Below are 16,134 nucleotides of genomic sequence, written 5' to 3'. Positions count from 1 at the left end.
GTGTACGACCGCTGGCACAAGTCCCACCCCAAGGCCACCGACGCCGAGTGCGGCGACCACAAGAGCCGTACGAAGCGGATGGTCCCCACCGCCGATCACGGCACCGGCAAGCGCTGGCAGGTCCGTTACCGCGACCTGGACGGGCAACAGCGCAAGGAGAACTTCGACACGAAGGCCGCGGCCGACAACCGCGCCGCCGAAGTCGACGTCGAGATCCGGCGCGGCTCCTACGTCGTCCCCGCCGAGACGAAGCAGACGCTCGGGGCCTACGCGCAGAAGTGGCTCGACGCGAACTCCGTCGGCCCGACGACGGCCCTCCGCTACGAGGCGACCGTCCGCAACCACATCGTCGAGCACCTCGGCCGACGCGAGCTCCGATCCCTCAACCAGCCCTCGATCATTCAGGGTTGGATCCGCACGCTCCAGGACAGCGGCCTGGAGGTGTCCACGATCGAGGGCATCTTCGACATCCTCTCCAGCATCCTCGGCGCTGCCGTGGAGGACGGTCTGCTGCCGAAGAACCCCTGCAAGGCGAAGTCGGTCAAGCTGCCGACCGCGACCAAGAAGAAGATCATCCCTTGGTCGCTGGAGCGGGTCCGCGCGGTCATCGCCGGACTCCCGAAGCGCTTCCAGGCAGGCGGCAAGCTCGCCTTCGGCTGCGGCCTGCGCCAGGGCGAGGTGTTCGGCTTCGCAGTCGAGGACATCGACTTCAAGGGCGGCTGGATCCACATCAACCGCCAGGTGCGGCTGGTCGGTACGAAGCCTGTCTTCGCCCTACCTAAGGGCAACAAGATTCGGTCAGTGCCCCTGCCGGCCCAACTTGCCGCCGCCCTCAAGGCCCACATGAAGGAGTTCCCACCCGTCGCCGTCACGCTGCCCTGGGCCAAGCCGGACAGCGAACCGAAGACCTTCCGCCTCCTCTTCGTCGACGAGAAGAGCCGGGCCTACAACCGCAGCGTCTTCAACATGGGCGCCTGGAAGCTCGCCCTGGCCGCCGCCGGCGTGATCCCTCCGCGTGAACGTGGCGCGCGCTACCTCCAAGCGGCCCCGGAAGACGGCATGCACGCCCTCCGGCACGCCTACGCCTCCGTGCTCCTGGACGCGGGGGAGAGCATCAAGGCGCTCTCCGAGTACCTCGGTCACTCGGACCCGGGCTTCACGCTGCGGACGTACACGCACCTGCTGCCGTCCAGCGAGACCCGAACCCGCAAGGCGATCGACGACGCCTTCACGGAAACGGGAGCCGAGGCGGAAGGCGACGGCGATCCGTGCGCCGACCAGGGCACATCAGCACCCTCAGCGAAACCAATGTGCCCTCAATGTGCCCTGGCCGCCTGAGAGCCCCTCCGGGGACATGAAAAAGGCGAGGCCCGAAGACCCCGCCCGAATCCCACGAAACACCAGGTCACGGCCAAACAAGGCAATAAGGCTGATGCCCCGCCTCATGCAACCGGTGGCTGAAGTCCTGCCACTCGTGCAGCAGTTGGTACACATTGAAGGCGTCCCGAGGCCCGCCCCGGTCCGGCACCGTCGACCAGATGAACGCCGCCGCGCCGACCGCCTCCTCGCCGATTCCCCGAAGGGGGTCGACGACCGTCATCGGGAGTTTGACGACCGCGTAGTCGGGGTGCAGGACCACCAGTTCGAGCGGGGGCACCTTGTTCAGCGGGACGCCCTCGATGCCGGTGAGGACCATCGCGGCCATCGTCTCCGGCTTGATCTTGGTGAACATGCCGTTCATCCCGAGCTCGTCGCCGCCGAGTTCCTCGGGGCGCATCGAGATCGGGACGCGGGCCGCCGTCGCGCCGTCCGGCGCGCCGAAGTATTTGTACGTCACCCCCACCCGACCACCATTCCTGCTCCCCGCCCGCAACTGATCGATCCGACGTTCGATACGTCGCTCGTTCCGATCCGACTCACCAGAACCCGAACCCGAACCAGAACCCAAACGTGAGGCGGGACCCAGACCCGAGGCCGAACCTGGACCCGAGCTTGGACTGGGAATTGAACCCGAACCCGAACCCGAAGCCAATCCCGAACCCAAGCCCGTCCCCGAAGTCGACCCCGGACCGGAACCCATTCCCGACCCCGAGCCAGAACCCATCCCCGAACCCGAGCCAGAACCTGACCCCGAAGACCCCGAACCGGAACCCATTCCCGACCCCGAACCAGAACCCATCCCCGAACCCGAGCCAGAACCTGACCCCGAAGACCCCGAACCCGAGCCCATCCCGGACCCCGGCCCACCCTGCCGCGCCTCTGCCGCTTCCTCCGCGTCGCGCCGGTGCTTCCCCCGTTGAGCACGCCGAGGACCCAGGTCGTCAGTCCCCTCGCCCAGCCCGCCACCGCGATGCATATCTCCACCCGACTGCTTTTCTGGGACGCGTGGCCCCGCCGCGCAACCCGATCATCGTGTCAGTGACCTCCCCCACGGCCGCCCGCCGAAACGTGCGCTGAAACACCTGTCCGCAGGATCTGCGCAAGCCCTGAACACCGCGCGCCCGACCGGACGCCCGCATGAGCTGTGTGTATCCGTGTGTATCAGGTGCCAGTCTCGCAGACGGGTGGGGGCCCCTGCCCGGTCTCCCGCCGCCTACCCTGTGGAGGTCACCGAGTCGCCGGAGCCCACGAAGCACAAGAAGTCCCAGAAGCGCGAGAAGTACCGGAAGGGCAGCAAGTCCCGGAAGTGCGATAAGCGCCAGCAATCCCTCACGAGTCCGAGAAGCCGTAGAAGCCGTAGAAGTCGGAGAAGTCGCAGGTCATGACCGAAACGCCAAGCGGAGGGCCGAGCGGAGCGCCGCGCGCCCTGCCCTATCCATACGAAGCGCCCGTCTCGGAGGCTCTCTTCGACCGTGCGTCGGTCGTCACACCGGGCGGAGTGAACTCCCCGGTGCGCGCCTTCCGCGCCGTCGGCGGCACGCCCCGGTTCATGGTCTCCGGCGACGGCCCCTATCTGACCGACGCCGACGGGCGCGAGTACGTCGACCTCGTCTGCTCCTGGGGCCCGATGATCCTCGGGCACTCCCAGCCCGACGTGATCGCCGCCGTGCACGACGCCGTCTCGCGCGGCACCTCCTTCGGTACCCCCGGTGAGGGCGAGGTCGCGCTCGCCGAGGAGATCGTCGCCCGCGTCGAGCCCGTGCAGCAGGTACGGCTCGTCAGCAGCGGCACCGAGGCGACCATGTCCGCGATCAGGCTCGCCCGTGGGTTCACCGGGCGGCCCAAGGTGATCAAGTTCGCCGGGTGTTACCACGGTCACGTCGACGCGCTCCTCGCCGCCGCCGGCTCCGGTGTCGCCACCTTCGCGCTGCCCGACACCCCCGGAGTCACCGGCGCCCAGGCCGCCGACACGATCGTCCTGCCGTACAACGATCTCGAAGCCGTCAACGAGGCCTTCCACCGGCATCCCGGTGAGATCGCGTGCGTGATCACCGAGGCCTCGCCCGGGAACATGGGGGTCGTGCCGCCGGCGGCCGGGTTCAACCAGGGGCTCAAGGACGCCTGCGGCAAGAACGGCGCCCTCTTCATCTCCGACGAGGTGATGACCGGGTTCCGGACCAGCAAGGCAGGGTGGTTCGGGATCGACGGGGTCGTCCCCGATCTCATGACCTTCGGCAAGGTGATGGGCGGCGGCTTCCCCGCCGCCGCGTTCGGCGGGCGCGCCGACATCATGGCGCACCTCGCCCCCGCCGGGCCCGTCTACCAGGCCGGCACCCTCTCCGGGAACCCCGTCGCCACCGCCGCCGGCCTCGCCCAGCTCCGGCTCCTCGACGACGCGGCCTACGACACGATCGACGCCGTATCGGCACAGATCCAGTCGCTCGTCACCGAGGCGCTCAGCAAGGAAGGTGTCGCGCACCGGCTGCAGAACGCCTCCAACATGTTCTCCGTGTTCTTCACGGACCGCAGCGTGCGCAACTACGAGGACGCCAAGGCGCAGGAGTCGTACCGCTTCACCGCCTTCTTCCACTCGATGCTGGCGAGCGGGGTCTATCTGCCGCCCTCGTCCTTCGAGTCCTGGTTCGTGTCCACGGCCCACGACGAACGGGCCATCCAGCGGATCGCCGACGCCCTCCCGGCGGCGGCCCGAGCGGCGGCGGAGGCCACCGAATGAGCAGCAGCGCCACCAGTGACATCACCGTCGTGCACGTGATGCGGCACGGCGAAGTCGCCAACCCCGAAGGGGTGTTGTACGGCCGGCTCCCCGGCTACCACCTCTCCGAACTCGGGCGGCGGATGGCCGACCGGGTCGCCGAGCACCTCTCCTCCCGCGATGTCACGCATGTCGTCGCCTCCCCGCTGGAGCGCGCGCAGGAGACCGCCACGCCGATCGCCAAGGCGCACGGGCTCGACCTCGCGACCGACGGGCGGCTCATCGAGGCCGACAACGTCTTCCAGGGCAAGACCTTCGGGGTCGGCGACGGCGCGCTGAAGAAGCCGGACAACTGGAAGTACCTCGTCAATCCGTTCAAGCCGTCCTGGGGCGAGCCCTACGTCGACCAGGTGGTGCGGATGATGGCGGCGCTGGACGCCGCCAAGGACGCCGCCCGCGGTCACGAGGCCGTGCTGGTGAGTCATCAACTGCCAATCTGGATCGTGCGGTCCTATGTCGAGCGGCGCCGGCTGTGGCACGACCCGCGCAAGCGGCAGTGCACCCTCGCGTCCCTGACGACCTTCACCTACCGCGGCGACAAGATCGTGTCCGTCGGCTACACCGAGCCGGCCCGTGATCTCGTCCCGGCCCATCTCCTCGCCGGCGCGAAGCCGGTCAAGGGGAAGGACAAAGCGTTCGGAGCCTGACAAAAAAGACGAGTTGACCACTCGTCAGGGGCGGGTGCCGTGACAGCTCTGTGACATTTGTTTCGCAACCCACATGGTTCCCGGCGAACTTTCTCGACCGTCGCGTCCTCTCACAGGTAGACCACAGAGGACGCGACGGATGGGGAAGCAATGCGGAGTCTCACTCGACGGGGAGCGCTCGGAGTCGGTGCGGGCGCCGCGGCGGCCGTAGGACTCGCGGGATGCGGCACACTCGGCTCGGACGGGTCGAACGGGTCGAGCCCCACCGGCGGTTCGGGCAAGGGGCACTCCGGTGGCCCCAAGAAGTCCCTGGAGCCCCGCGCCAAGCCCATCGGTGACGGCTCCACGTCCTTCACCGGCGCCCAGCCCAAGCAGCCCGCGAAGCCCGTGGCGTTGGAGCCCGGGCAGACCCCGCCGCAGTTCGTGATCTTCTCCTGGGACGGCGCGGGCGAGGTGGGCAACGGTCTGTTCCCCCGCTTCCTCGACCTCGCCAAGCAGCACGGCGCGAGCATGACCTTCTTCCTCTCCGGCATCTATCTGCTGCCCGAGTCCAAGAAGCGCCAGTACAACCCGCCGAACAACGCGCGAGGCGCCTCCGACATCGGCTACCTCACCGACGAACACGTCAAGGCGACCCTGACCAACGTCCGCCGCGCGTGGCTGGAGGGCCACGAGATAGGCACCCACTTCAACGGCCACTTCTGCTCCGGCTACGGCACCGTCGGCAACTGGACGCCGAAGCAGTGGCGCAGCGAGATAGACCAGGCCAAGGCCTTCGTGAAGGAGTGGCGCACCAACACCGGCTGGCACGACCTGCCGTCGCTGCCCTTCGACTACGAGAAGGAACTCGTCGGCGGCCGTACGCCCTGTCTCCTCGGCCAGGACAACCTGCTGCCCACCGCCCGCTCCCTCGGCTGGCGCTACGACGCCTCCTCGCCCGGCGGCCGCCAGGTCTGGCCCGTGAAGCGCAACGGCGTGTGGGACTACCCCCTCCAGGCCGTCCCCTTCCCCGGGCACAGCTTCGAGGTCCTCTCGATGGACTACAACATGCTGGCCAACCAGTCGGTCAACTCCACCAACGCGCCCGCCTACAACTACCCGGGCTGGCGTACCCAGGCCGCGCAGGCCTACATCTCCGGCTTCCAGCGCGCGTACGAGTCGAACCGCGCCCCCTTCTTCATCGGCAACCACTTCGAGCACTGGAACGGCGGCATCTACATGGACGCCGTGGAGCAGGCCTTCAAGCACATAGCCCAGTTGAAGGAGAAGGGCGAGGACGTACGGCTCGTCTCCTTCAAGCAGTTCACCGACTGGATCGACGTACAGAAGCCCGAGGTGCTGGCCAAGCTGCGCACCCTCGATGTCGGCCAGGCCCCGGCCGGCGGCTGGAAGTCCTTCCTGGCCGCGAGCCCGACCGCCTCCGCCACGGCCTCCGGAGACGCCGCCTGAAATGCGGTTTTCCGCCCGCGGGGCGCCCTTGAGGGGGGCGCGCAAGATCCTCAGAACGGGCATGCGAAACTTTTCACATGAGTGCCGCCAGTCGCGCCCGTAGCCGCGCCGTCCTGTCGACCGCCGGCGTTGCCGTCGCCGCGTTGGTGCTTTCCGCGTGCAGCTCCGGAGGTACCTCCGGAGGCTCCGGCAACACCAACTTCATCACCGGCTCCGACGGCATCGCGACCGTCAAGAAGGGCGACCGCCAGGCCGCCCCCGACCTGTCCGGCAAGACCATCGACGGCAAGACGCTCGACACCGCCGACTACAAGGGCAAGGTCCTCGTCGTCAACGTGTGGGGCTCCTGGTGCTCCCCGTGCCGCGCCGAGGCGGACAACCTGGTCCAGGTCGCCAAGGCCACCGCGGACAAGGACGTCCAGTTCGTGGGCCTCAACACCCGTGACACCAGCACCGGTCCGGCCGTCGCCTTCGAGAAGAAGTACGAGGTCCCGTACCCGAGCCTCTACGACCCGACGGGCCGGCTGATGCTCCGCTTCAAGAAGGGCACCCTCAACCCGCAGGCCATCCCCTCCACGATCGTCATCGACCGGGACGGGAAGATCGCGGCACGCGCACTCCAGGCACTCAGCGAGGACAAGCTGCGCGAGATGCTCGACCCGGTCATCGCGGAGAAGTGAGCTGACGTGCTGCTCGCCGCCGCTGCCCTGCCGGGCCAGAACCAGACGGTCTACAGCGGGGCCCTGTTGCTGGCCGTGCCGATCGCCGTACTGGGTGGGCTCGTCTCCTTCTTCTCCCCGTGTGTGCTGCCCCTGGTCCCGGGCTATCTCTCCTACGTCACGGGGGTCAGCGGCACCGACCTGGGCGACGCCCGGCGCGGCCGGATGGTCGCGGGTGCCTCACTGTTCGTCCTCGGCTTCACCGTTGTGTTCGTCTCCGGCGGGGCCCTGTTCGGCTACTTCGGCCAGACCCTCCAGGAGAACAAGGGCACCCTGTCCAAGGTGCTGGGCGTGCTCATGATCCTCATGGGTGTCTTCTTCATGGGGATGATGCCCTGGCTGACCCAGCGTGAGTTCCGCTTCCACAAGCGGCCCACGACCGGGTTGATAGGGGCTCCGCTGCTGGGCGCGTTGTTCGGCATCGGCTGGACTCCGTGCATCGGCCCGACCCTGGCTTCGGTGCAGGCCCTCTCCCTCAGCGAGGCGAGTGCCGGTCGCGGCGCCATACTCACCGTCGCGTACTGTCTCGGCCTGGGTGTCCCCTTCGTCCTCACCGCGGTCGCGTTCCGCAAGGCCCTCGGCGCCTTCGGCTGGGTCAAGCGCCACTATGTCTGGGTGATGCGCGTCGGCGGCACCATGATGATCGTGACCGGCGTGCTGCTGCTCACCGGCGCGTGGGACGCGCTGGTGCAGGACATGCAGGGCTGGTCCGACGGCTTCACTGTAGGGATCTGATCGATGAGCAAGACGTCCACGGAAGCGCCCGAGAACCCGGCGGCTGAGGACCAGGACCTCGGCGCCGCCGGCTCCCAGCTCTCCACGGCCCCCGTCGAGACCGCCATGCCCGGCTCCTTCGGCGGCAACCGCGCCCCCGGCCTGACCGGCTGGCTCGCCTGGACCGGCCGCGAAGTGCTCGGCTGGGCCCGCTGGTTCTGGCGGCAGCTGACCTCGATGCGGGTCGCGCTGATGCTGCTGTTCCTGCTCTCGCTCGGCGCGGTCCCCGGCTCGCTGATCCCGCAGTCCGGCACCGACGCGCTGAAGGTCTCCGAGTTCCAGGACGCGCACAAGACGCTCGGGCCGATCTACCAGAAGCTCGGCCTCTTCCACGTCTACGGCTCGGCCTGGTTCGGCGCGATCTACATCCTCCTGTTCGTCTCCCTCATCGGCTGCATCATCCCGCGCACCTGGCAGTTCGTCGGCCAGCTCCGCGGCCGGCCGCCGGGCGCCCCCAAACGCCTCAACCGCCTTCCCGCGTACGCCACTTGGCGCACCGACGCCGAGCCCGAGCTGGTCCGGGAAGTCGCCCTAGCGACCCTGAGGAAGCGCCGCTTCCGCGCCCATGTCGCCGGGGACGCCGTAGCCGCCGAGAAGGGCTATCTCCGCGAGACCGGCAACCTCCTCTTCCACATCGCGCTGATCGTGATGCTGATCGCCTTCGCCTGGGGCCAGCTCTTCAAGTCCGAGGGCGACAAACTGATCGTCGAGGGCGACGGCTTCTCCAACACCCTCACGCAGTACGACGACTTCAAGTCCGGGAACCTGTTCAGCGACGACGACCTCGTGCCCTTCAGCTTCAACCTGAAGAACTTCGTCGGCACCTACGAGCGCACCGGCCCCAATCGCGGCACCCCGAGCACCTTCCAGGCCGACATCACCTACAGCCTCGGCGCCTACGGCAAGTCCCAGAAGCACACCATCAAGGTCAACGAGCCGCTGGAGATCGGCGACTCGAAGGTCTATCTCGTCAGCCACGGCTACGCCCCCGTCGTCACCGTCCGGGACGGCAAGGGCAAGGTGGTCCTCCACCAGGCCGTACCGATGCTGCCGATCGACTCCAACATCACCTCGCAGGGCGCGATCAAGGTCCTCGACGGCTACAAGAACGCCCAGGGCGTCGCCGAACAGCTCGGCTTCGCGGCCCTGTTCGTGCCGACGTACGGCAAGGGCAGCGGCACGATGTTCTCCCAGTACCCCGGGCTCGACTACCCGGTGCTCAACGTGACCGGCTACCACGGCGACCTCGGCGTCAACTCGGGCATCCCGCAGAACGTGTACCAGCTCGAGACCAAGAACCTGAAGCAGTTCAAGACCGCCAAGGGCGCCATCCTCAAGGCCCAGTTGCTCCCCGGCGAGACGATGACGCTGCCGAACGGCGCGGGCTCGATCACCTTCGACAAGCAGATCAAGGAGTGGGCGGGCTTCCAGGTCGTCCAACAGCCCGGCACCACCTGGGCGCTGGCAGGCGCGCTCACCGCGATCCTCGGCCTGGCCGGCTCCCTGTTCATCCAGCGCCGCCGTGTCTGGGTACGCGCGACCACCACCCCCGACGGCACCACCCTCGTCGAAATGGCCGGCCTCGGCCGCAGCGAGTCCGCAAAACTCCCCGAGGAACTCGGCGACCTGGCAGCACTCGTACACGACCGGGCCCCGACGAAGCCCGACGCCGACCTGAAGACCGACGGCGTCCCGAAGCCCCCCGCCGCCCCGAAGCCCCACCACGACCCGAACACCCCCACCCCCACCCCCACCCCCACCCCCACCCCCAACCCTGACGCCGACACCCACGACTCCGACTCCGGCGTCGAACCGCCCGTACCCGCCGAAGGGGCTGAGAAGTGACTCTCGCCGCCGCAACCGACCTCGTCTCCGCGACCGATGTCGCCTCCGTGACCAATCTGGCCACCGCGACCAACGAGCACCTGGCCAACCTCAGCAACACGCTGATCTACTCCTCGATGGCCGTCTACACGCTGGCCTTCCTGGCGTACATCGCCGAATGGACCTTCGGCAGCCGCAGCAAGATCGGCCGTACGGCCGCCGCGCTGACCGGTGCCGGGGCGAAGAAGGCGGACGCGCCCGCCGTGACCGTGCAGAACGCCGGCGGCACCACCGTGCTGGAGCGGCCGAAGGTCGTCGTCCGGGCCGCGTCCGGTTCGCGGGATGTGCCGGACGGTCCCGGCGCGCACGGCGGGGACGAACAGGGCGACCTCTACGGCCGTATCGCCGTGTCCCTCACGGTGCTCGCGTTCCTCGTCGAGCTGAGCGGTGTCATCGCCCGCGCGGCCTCGGTGGAGCGGGCGCCCTGGGGCAACATGTACGAGTTCAACATCACCTTCTCCACGGTCGCCGTCGGCGTGTATCTGACGCTGCTGCTGCTCAAGAAGAACGTGCGCTGGCTCGGCCTGTTCCTGGTCACGACGGTCCTCCTCGATCTCGGCATCGCCGTCACCGTCTTGTACACCGCCAGCGACCAATTGGTTCCCGCCCTCCACTCGTACTGGCTGTACATCCACGTCTCGACGGCGATCATCTGCGGCGCGGTCTTCTACGTGGGTGCCGTCGGCACGCTGCTCTACCTCTTCAAGGACTCGTACGAGAGCAAGTTGGCGGGCGGCGGCAAGCCCGGCGCCTTCGCCACCTCCGTGATGGAGCGGCTGCCCGCCTCCGCGAACCTCGACAAGTTCTCCTACCGCGTCAACGCGGCCGTCTTCCCGCTCTGGACGTTCACGATCATCGCGGGCTCGATCTGGGCCGAGTCGGCCTGGGGCCGCTACTGGGGCTGGGACCCGAAGGAGACCTGGGCGTTCATCACCTGGGTCGCCTACGCCTGCTACCTGCACGCCCGCGCCACGGCCGGCTGGAAGGGCCGCAAGGCCGCCTACCTGGCCCTGATCGCCTTCGGCTGCTGGATCTTCAACTACTACGGCGTCAACATCTTCGTCGGCGGCAAGCACTCCTACGCCGGCGTGTAAGCCACAACTCCCGTACGGCGAAGGCCGGTTCCATGTGACACAGGTCACCGGAACCGGCCTTCGCCGTACGGACAGATGGAAGGGTGTGGACAAGGCCGTTCAGGCCGGAGGCAGGCACTCCTTCGACGGCGGCCGTCCCTCCGGCCAGGCGATCTTCACGAAGCGGGCGGCGCCCTTCGGGGTGAGTTCCACGATCGGTACGGCCTTGTCGTACGGGTTGCCGTGGACGTCCAGGCAGATCCAGCCGCTCGCCCCGCTCACCCGCAACGAGCCCTTCACCTGCGGCCATTGGAGGCCGACGTCGGACAGCGGCGGGATCTTCTGCTGGTCGGGGGTGGCCTCGCGGATGCCGTGGACGGCGAGTTGCATCGCGTCGTAGGCGATGATCGCCTGGCCGTCGTCGAGGGAGAGCGGGCCGAGCGGGCCGACCGGCCGGGTCCTCGCGGCGGCCAGCAGGGTGTCGAGGTCCTGGGTGTCCTGGGCCGAACCGCCGGTCGCCGGGGCGTTCTTGAGCCAGGCGTCCGGGTGGGCGAGGGCGGTGAAGCGGACGGAGACGCCGTGCCGGAGGGCGTTGGTGTCGAGCTTGTCGTCGGCGGTCAGGTACGAGCCCTCATCGCCGGTGAGCACCGTGAACGTCCGTGACTGGCAGCCGCGGCGGCCCAACGCGTTGATGAACTGGCGCAGTTGGGTGTGCCGTCCGGCGAAGAACACCGTGTCCAGCGGCGCGTCCGTGTCGCAGACGAGGTCGGTGATCTGCCGGAAGGTGTTGGGCGTGCTGCCCTCCTGGCTGCGGTCGGCGGGCGGGGTGAACGGCCAGGAACCGTACGGCGAGCCCTTCAGCAGGGTGGTGAAGGCCTGTTGGAGCGTCTTCGTGTACGGGTCGCCGGGCTTGTCGTAGACGAGCAGCGCGCGGTCGGCCGTCACCTTGGCGAAGGAGGCGAGCGCGCGCGCCTCGTCGGTGTTGGTGGGGGAGACGCGGGCGAGCCCGGGGTAAGGGTCCTTGCCGCGCTGCCCGTTGGCGAGGTCGTCGGCGGTGATGGACGAGCCGACCACCGGGATGCCGAGCCGGGTCAGCTCCGCCACGGCCTTCTTGTTGTTGTCGGTGCTCATCCCTATGCCGGTGACCGCCCGCAGCCGGTCGGACGACGTCGTCATCGTCACGATCCGGTCGACCGTCCGCTCCCAGTAGACGCCGGTGGCACCCGGGTTGGCGAGCGCCAGCCGGATGTACGGGGTCTCGCCGTTGTTGTCGTGGTTGGCGCGGTACTGCGCGAGATACGCGCCCTGCAACTCGTGCCCCACGTCGTTCAGGGTGTCCGCGTCGGTCGCGGTGAACGGCTCGTAGAGCGCGACGGTGACGTACGTACCCGCCTTCAGGGAGCTGTTCTCGCGGGCCACCGCCCGGATGGTGTCGGCGAACCGGCGCTGCCCGAAGTCGAACGCCGAGGCCGACACCCCCACGCACTCGCCGCTGTCCTCGGGCCGGGCCACCCCGGCCGCGCAGGAGCGGTCCTCGCGCAGGACGGTACGGAGCAGCACGACCAGGCCGAAGACCAGCGCGGCGGCGACCACGAGAGCCGTGTAGCGGTAGATCGGGATCGTCCGGATCCGCTGGACCAGTTCGCGTATCCACGGTCTCATCGCGGGCCCCCGTTCCGTTCGTCGCCGGCCGGCACTCGCAACGGGCGTCCGGCCAGGGCCTGTTCGGGCCACTGCTGGGCGGCCCGCCACAGCGGTTCGCTGCCCGCGGGCCAGATGTTCGACAGCTGCTCCAGATCGAAGTGCATCCGGCCCGCGACCTCCTCGTCCGGCAGCACCAGCGGGTCCGTCACCTGCCACACCGCGTGCAGCAGCCGCCGTACCGTCAGATGCAGGGCCGCGTCCACGCCGGCCGGGGGGTCCTCCTCGGCGTCCGTGCGGGCGAGCGCGACCGCCTTGCGGTGGTCGCCGGGGGCGCCGATGTCCCGGCCGTGCGGATCGTGCGCGTGGTAGTAGGGCGCGGCGGTGACGAACAGCAGCGTCTCCAGCCAGGCGTACGGCGTGATGGTGCGGAAGGTGTTCCGCAGGTACGCCACCGCGTCCGCCGTGTCGCCCAGGGCGAGTTCGTGGTGCAGGCGGTAGCGGGCGCGGGCCGGGGTGTCCGGGTTGCCGGGCAGGCCGTCGTAGTGCGCGAGCAGGGAGCGGTGCACGGCCCGCCAGCGGCCGTGGTCGGCGTCGTCGAGGTGCAGCCGCAGCAGGAGCAGGGTGCGCAGGAAGGGGTCGCCGACGAAGTAGCCCTCGGCCGGGGGCAGTCCCTCGGCGGTGAGCTGGGTGCGCAGCCGGTTCACCCCGGCCGCGCCGAAACTGTCGCCCAGCCGTGCCTCGGCCAGCGCCCGCGCCGAGTCACCGTCGTGCGCGGTGGCGAGCACGGCCAGCTCCTCCGCGAGTCCCGGCGGCACCAGCCGGTCGAGCAACTCCCGGTAGCCGGGCCGCCGATCGCTCTCCGTGTCCCCCTCCGGCTTGAGCCCGGCGGTCAGCAACTCGCCCGGACTGACGGCCCCCACGGGCCGGTTCTGCCGTACGGCCTGCCCGAGCACCGCCGCCCCCAGCGGACTGCCGGCCGTCAACCGATGGATGGCGTACGGCAGTTGGGGCGGCACCTCGACACGCGTGGCGTCGCCGTCGGCGGCGCACACATCGGCGATGACGCGCCGCGCCTCCTCCGGGGTCAGCGGCGGCAGAGTCACCAACAGGGCCCGCGACGAAGGAGAGTTGCCCGGTGTCCAGCCGCTCGCGCGGGCCACCTCCGGCAGCGGATGCCGTACGGCGTCCGGCAGTTCGGGATGGCCGTGGCCGCGCAGACCGGCGAAGAAGACCACCTGGTCGCCGCTGTTGCCGTCGACCCGCTCCCTCAGTACGGCCTTCATCAGCCCCGGACCGGGCCCCGACTGCACGTTGTCCACGAGCACGACGGGCCGCCCGACCCGGCGCATCCGCTCCCACCGGCGCCGGTAGGTGTCGCCGAGGTCGGCGAGCAGCGCCCGCAGCAGCCAGCGTTCGGCGTCCGCGCGGGAGGTGCCGTCGGCGCGGAAGTCCCGGGCGATCTCGATCAGCCCGCGCCTGGCCTCGCCGCTCGCCCCGGGATAGTCGCGGTACCAGTCCGCGCCCGCCTTCAGCAGCCCGTTCGGCGTCCACACCAGGTCGAAGAGGGTGTCCAGGGTCGCCTCGATGACGGCCTGGCCCACCGGCCCCGTACCCGACAGATTGGCGATGAGCCGGGAGGCGACCTTGGTGGCCCAGCCGTGCGCGATCACCGACCAGCGCCGCGCCGGGTCGCTCAGCAGCAGGATCCGCCGGGCCTCCTCGCGGGCACTGTCCTCGTCCCGGGCACCCCAGCCGGTGGCGCAGACGGCGAGAAGGCCCGCCTCCAGGCGCGGGAAGTCGATGCTCCCGGCGCCGTGCACCACCGGCTCCCTGAGCTGTTCCGCGATCGTCGTCAGCGCCTGCCACACCGGCGACCAGGTCGCGGCGGGCCGCCCGTCCGGCAGCCGCATGAGCCGGTCGGCCTCGCAGTCGATCAGCGCGACCGGCGTGTGCCCGCGGTACGCGGTCCGCAGCTCGGCCAGCGCCATGCTCTTGCCGTGCCCGCGCGCGCCCGCGAGCACCACGAACGGCGGTTCCGGGTGCTCGGTCGGCGAGGTGAGCAGCTCGTACGGGCGTAGGCCGATCAGCCGCGCGGCGAGACCGGGCGGCTGTGCCTCGAGCAGCGCCGCGCGCCCATGCAGCCCTCTCCCCACCGCATCTCCCCCTGAGCGGTCGCCCGGCACTGCAACTGGTTCTATCAACACCAGGGTAAATAGGGGGAGTTGGTTCGGACTAGACCGAGTGGTGTCCGTTGGGTTACGAAAATGTCGGATCGGCGGACTTTCGAGTGCCGGACTCAGTCGACGGTGATCGAGTCCAGCTTCTCCCGCAGATAGACATGCGAGTCGACGGCGTCGTAGGCCACCCGCCCCACCGGCGCGGGCACGGACTCCACGAGCGTGCCCGGGGTGCACTCGCCGAAGTAGACGAGCGACATCAGCTCCTCGGCGGGCGCGTCGGCGGGCGGCGGCAGCACGCGGTGCCGACCGGACCGCCACCGGTCCCCGGTCCAACGGGCCATCAGATCACCGATGTTGATGGTGAACGCCGCGGCGTCGAACGGCGCGTCCTCCCACCCGCCCTCATCGGTGAAGACCTGCAATCCACCCTTCCCGGCCTGCCGGTCCAGGATCGTCACGGTCCCGAAGTCGGTGTGCGGCCCGATCCGGAACTGCCCCGGCTCCGGCTCTCCGACGACCTCCGTCCCCGGGTACCAGTTGATGTTGAACCCGTACGTCGGATGGTCCATGTGCCGCGAGAAGAAGTCGGGTCCGAGCCCGAGCGCGACCCCGAGCAGCGACAACAGCTGCTTCTCCAACTCGCCCATCCGGTCCAGGTACTCCTCACAGAGCACCTGCAACTCGGGCACCTCGTCCGGCCACACATTGGGCGCGTACCACTCCGCGTTGATCACCGGGTCCGCGAAGGGCCGGTGGGTGGCGAAGGTCAGCGACTCCTTCAGATCGGGCGGGGTCTCGGTCCCCTCCGAGTACCCGTTGGCCTCGGCCCCGGGCCCGAGCCACCCGCGCCCACCGACCTTGGCGGAGTACGGCTCCTTCACGCCGACCGGCAACGCGAAGAAGGAACGGGCGGCCTCCCGGATCCGGGACCGCAGCGCCGGGTCGACCCCGTGCCCCGTGACGAGCAGGAACCCGGCCGTCTGGAGGGCCTCGTCGACGGTACGGGCGATGTCCTTGCGGGTCTCCTCGTCCCCGTCGATCCAGGGACGCAGATCGATCGTGGGAATGCGGGGTGGGGTCTGGGGCTCAGTCACCGATGTCCTCGTTCCAGAGTGCCGGGTTGTTCTTGATGAAGTCGCGCATCAGCGAGGTGCACTCGGCGTCGTCGAGCAGGACGATCTCCACCCCGTGCTCGGCGAGCCAGTCGTGCCCGCCGTGGAAGGTGACGGCCTCGCCGACGACGACCCGCGAGATACCGAACTGCCGCACCAGGCCCGAGCAGTACCAGCACGGCGAGAGGGTCGTGACCATGGTCGTCCCGCGGTACGAGCGCTGCCGTCCCGCCGCCCGGAACGCGGCCGTCTCCGCGTGCATCGAGGGGTCGTCGTCCTGGACGCGCCGGTTGTGGCCGCGCCCCAGCAGGGTGCCGTCGGCGCCGTAGAGCGCGGCGCCGATCGGGATGCCGCCCTCGGCGAGCCCGGCGCGGGCCTCCGCGACGGCGGTGGCGAGCCAGGTCCGTGCCTGTGCCTGATCGATGCGGTTCATGGCTCCCACTCTCCAGTGGCCGAAACACGAGGGCAACGTGCGGAAAGTACTCTCCCCGCAACCCTT

13 protein-coding genes are annotated in these 16,134 nt (G+C 69.5%); 8 read left to right on the top strand and 5 right to left on the bottom strand.

The window, feature by feature from the left end; all coding sequences use genetic code 11:
- Entirely contained in the window at positions 1-1,338 is a 1,338-nt protein-coding gene (locus tag ACIRRY_RS26185) for a tyrosine-type recombinase/integrase (protein ID WP_403977006.1), read from the top strand.
- A 67-nt stretch (positions 1,339-1,405) separates the two neighbouring features.
- Here ACIRRY_RS26185 and ACIRRY_RS26180 read toward each other — a convergent pair whose 3' ends face one another.
- A complete protein-coding gene (locus ACIRRY_RS26180; protein ID WP_019061278.1) occupies positions 1,406-1,843 on the bottom strand; it encodes a hypothetical protein in 438 nt (145 codons plus the stop codon).
- A 918-nt stretch (positions 1,844-2,761) separates the two neighbouring features.
- On the opposite strand from ACIRRY_RS26180, the gene hemL reads away from it, so the two are divergent.
- The 7 genes from hemL (at position 2,762) to ccsB (ending at position 10,720) form a co-directional block, all read left to right on the top strand.
- Complete coding sequence (gene hemL / locus ACIRRY_RS26175) at positions 2,762-4,114, top strand: glutamate-1-semialdehyde 2,1-aminomutase (RefSeq protein WP_403976913.1); 1,353 nt, start codon at positions 2,762-2,764, stop codon at positions 4,112-4,114.
- Complete coding sequence (locus ACIRRY_RS26170) at positions 4,111-4,800, top strand: histidine phosphatase family protein (protein ID WP_403976912.1); 690 nt, start codon at positions 4,111-4,113, stop codon at positions 4,798-4,800. Before hemL ends, ACIRRY_RS26170 begins: the two co-directional genes overlap by 4 nt.
- Before the next feature lie 150 nt (positions 4,801-4,950).
- Positions 4,951-6,249, top strand: a complete 1,299-nt coding sequence (locus ACIRRY_RS26165; RefSeq protein WP_403976910.1) for a hypothetical protein — start codon at positions 4,951-4,953, stop codon at positions 6,247-6,249.
- A 77-nt stretch (positions 6,250-6,326) separates the two neighbouring features.
- Entirely contained in the window at positions 6,327-6,929 is a 603-nt protein-coding gene (locus ACIRRY_RS26160; protein ID WP_403976908.1) for a TlpA family protein disulfide reductase, read from the top strand.
- A 6-nt stretch (positions 6,930-6,935) separates the two neighbouring features.
- On the top strand, positions 6,936-7,703 hold the full coding sequence (locus ACIRRY_RS26155) for a cytochrome c biogenesis CcdA family protein (protein WP_403976906.1): 768 nt from the start codon (positions 6,936-6,938) through the stop codon (positions 7,701-7,703).
- Positions 7,704-7,706: 3 nt separating this feature from the next.
- Positions 7,707-9,587 carry a cytochrome c biogenesis protein ResB gene (locus ACIRRY_RS26150; protein ID WP_403976904.1) on the top strand — a complete coding sequence of 627 codons (1,881 nt, stop codon included), beginning with the start codon at positions 7,707-7,709 and terminating at the stop codon, positions 9,585-9,587.
- Positions 9,584-10,720, top strand: coding sequence for a c-type cytochrome biogenesis protein CcsB (gene ccsB, locus ACIRRY_RS26145; protein ID WP_403976902.1), 1,137 nt, complete (start codon positions 9,584-9,586; stop codon positions 10,718-10,720). The genes ACIRRY_RS26150 and ccsB overlap by 4 nt, the downstream gene beginning before the upstream one ends.
- A gap of 99 nt (positions 10,721-10,819) precedes the next feature.
- On the opposite strand, the gene ACIRRY_RS26140 is transcribed toward ccsB, so the two are convergent.
- From ACIRRY_RS26140 to ACIRRY_RS26125, 4 genes are all read right to left on the bottom strand, one after another.
- Complete coding sequence (locus ACIRRY_RS26140) at positions 10,820-12,361, bottom strand: hypothetical protein (RefSeq protein ID WP_403976900.1); 1,542 nt, start codon at positions 12,359-12,361, stop codon at positions 10,820-10,822.
- Positions 12,358-14,496: a hypothetical protein gene (locus tag ACIRRY_RS26135; RefSeq protein ID WP_403976898.1), complete on the bottom strand. Its 2,139-nt coding sequence runs from the start codon at positions 14,494-14,496 to the stop codon at positions 12,358-12,360. The genes ACIRRY_RS26140 and ACIRRY_RS26135 overlap by 4 nt, the downstream gene beginning before the upstream one ends.
- A 143-nt stretch (positions 14,497-14,639) precedes the next feature.
- Positions 14,640-15,617 carry an isopenicillin N synthase family dioxygenase gene (locus ACIRRY_RS26130; protein WP_403976896.1) on the bottom strand — a complete coding sequence of 326 codons (978 nt, stop codon included), beginning with the start codon at positions 15,615-15,617 and terminating at the stop codon, positions 14,640-14,642.
- Positions 15,610-16,068: a nucleoside deaminase gene (locus ACIRRY_RS26125; RefSeq protein ID WP_403976894.1), complete on the bottom strand. Its 459-nt coding sequence runs from the start codon at positions 16,066-16,068 to the stop codon at positions 15,610-15,612. The genes ACIRRY_RS26130 and ACIRRY_RS26125 overlap by 8 nt, the downstream gene beginning before the upstream one ends.
- Between the last annotated feature and the right edge of the window lie 66 nt (positions 16,069-16,134).

Origin of the sequence: Streptomyces sp. NPDC101776, from assembly GCF_044766845.1 — a bacterium.
Taxonomy (GTDB): Bacteria; Actinomycetota; Actinomycetes; order Streptomycetales; family Streptomycetaceae; genus Streptomyces.
Note: the sequence above shows the minus strand (reverse complement) of the source record. Positions and strands in the feature narration are given on the sequence as shown.

Excerpts from the sequence above, each read along its gene's own strand:
- ACIRRY_RS26170 (WP_403976912.1), top strand. The coding sequence starts at position 4,111 with ATGAGCAGCAGCGCCACCAGTGACATCACCGTCGTGCACGTGATGCGG.
- ACIRRY_RS26150 (WP_403976904.1), top strand. The coding sequence starts at position 7,707 with ATGAGCAAGACGTCCACGGAAGCGCCCGAGAACCCGGCGGCTGAGGAC.
- ACIRRY_RS26125 (WP_403976894.1), bottom strand. The coding sequence starts at position 16,068 with ATGAACCGCATCGATCAGGCACAGGCACGGACCTGGCTCGCCACCGCC.
- ACIRRY_RS26165 (WP_403976910.1), top strand. The coding sequence starts at position 4,951 with ATGCGGAGTCTCACTCGACGGGGAGCGCTCGGAGTCGGTGCGGGCGCC.
- ACIRRY_RS26160 (WP_403976908.1), top strand. The coding sequence starts at position 6,327 with ATGAGTGCCGCCAGTCGCGCCCGTAGCCGCGCCGTCCTGTCGACCGCC.
- ACIRRY_RS26140 (WP_403976900.1), bottom strand. The coding sequence starts at position 12,361 with ATGAGACCGTGGATACGCGAACTGGTCCAGCGGATCCGGACGATCCCG.
- hemL (WP_403976913.1), top strand. The coding sequence starts at position 2,762 with ATGACCGAAACGCCAAGCGGAGGGCCGAGCGGAGCGCCGCGCGCCCTG.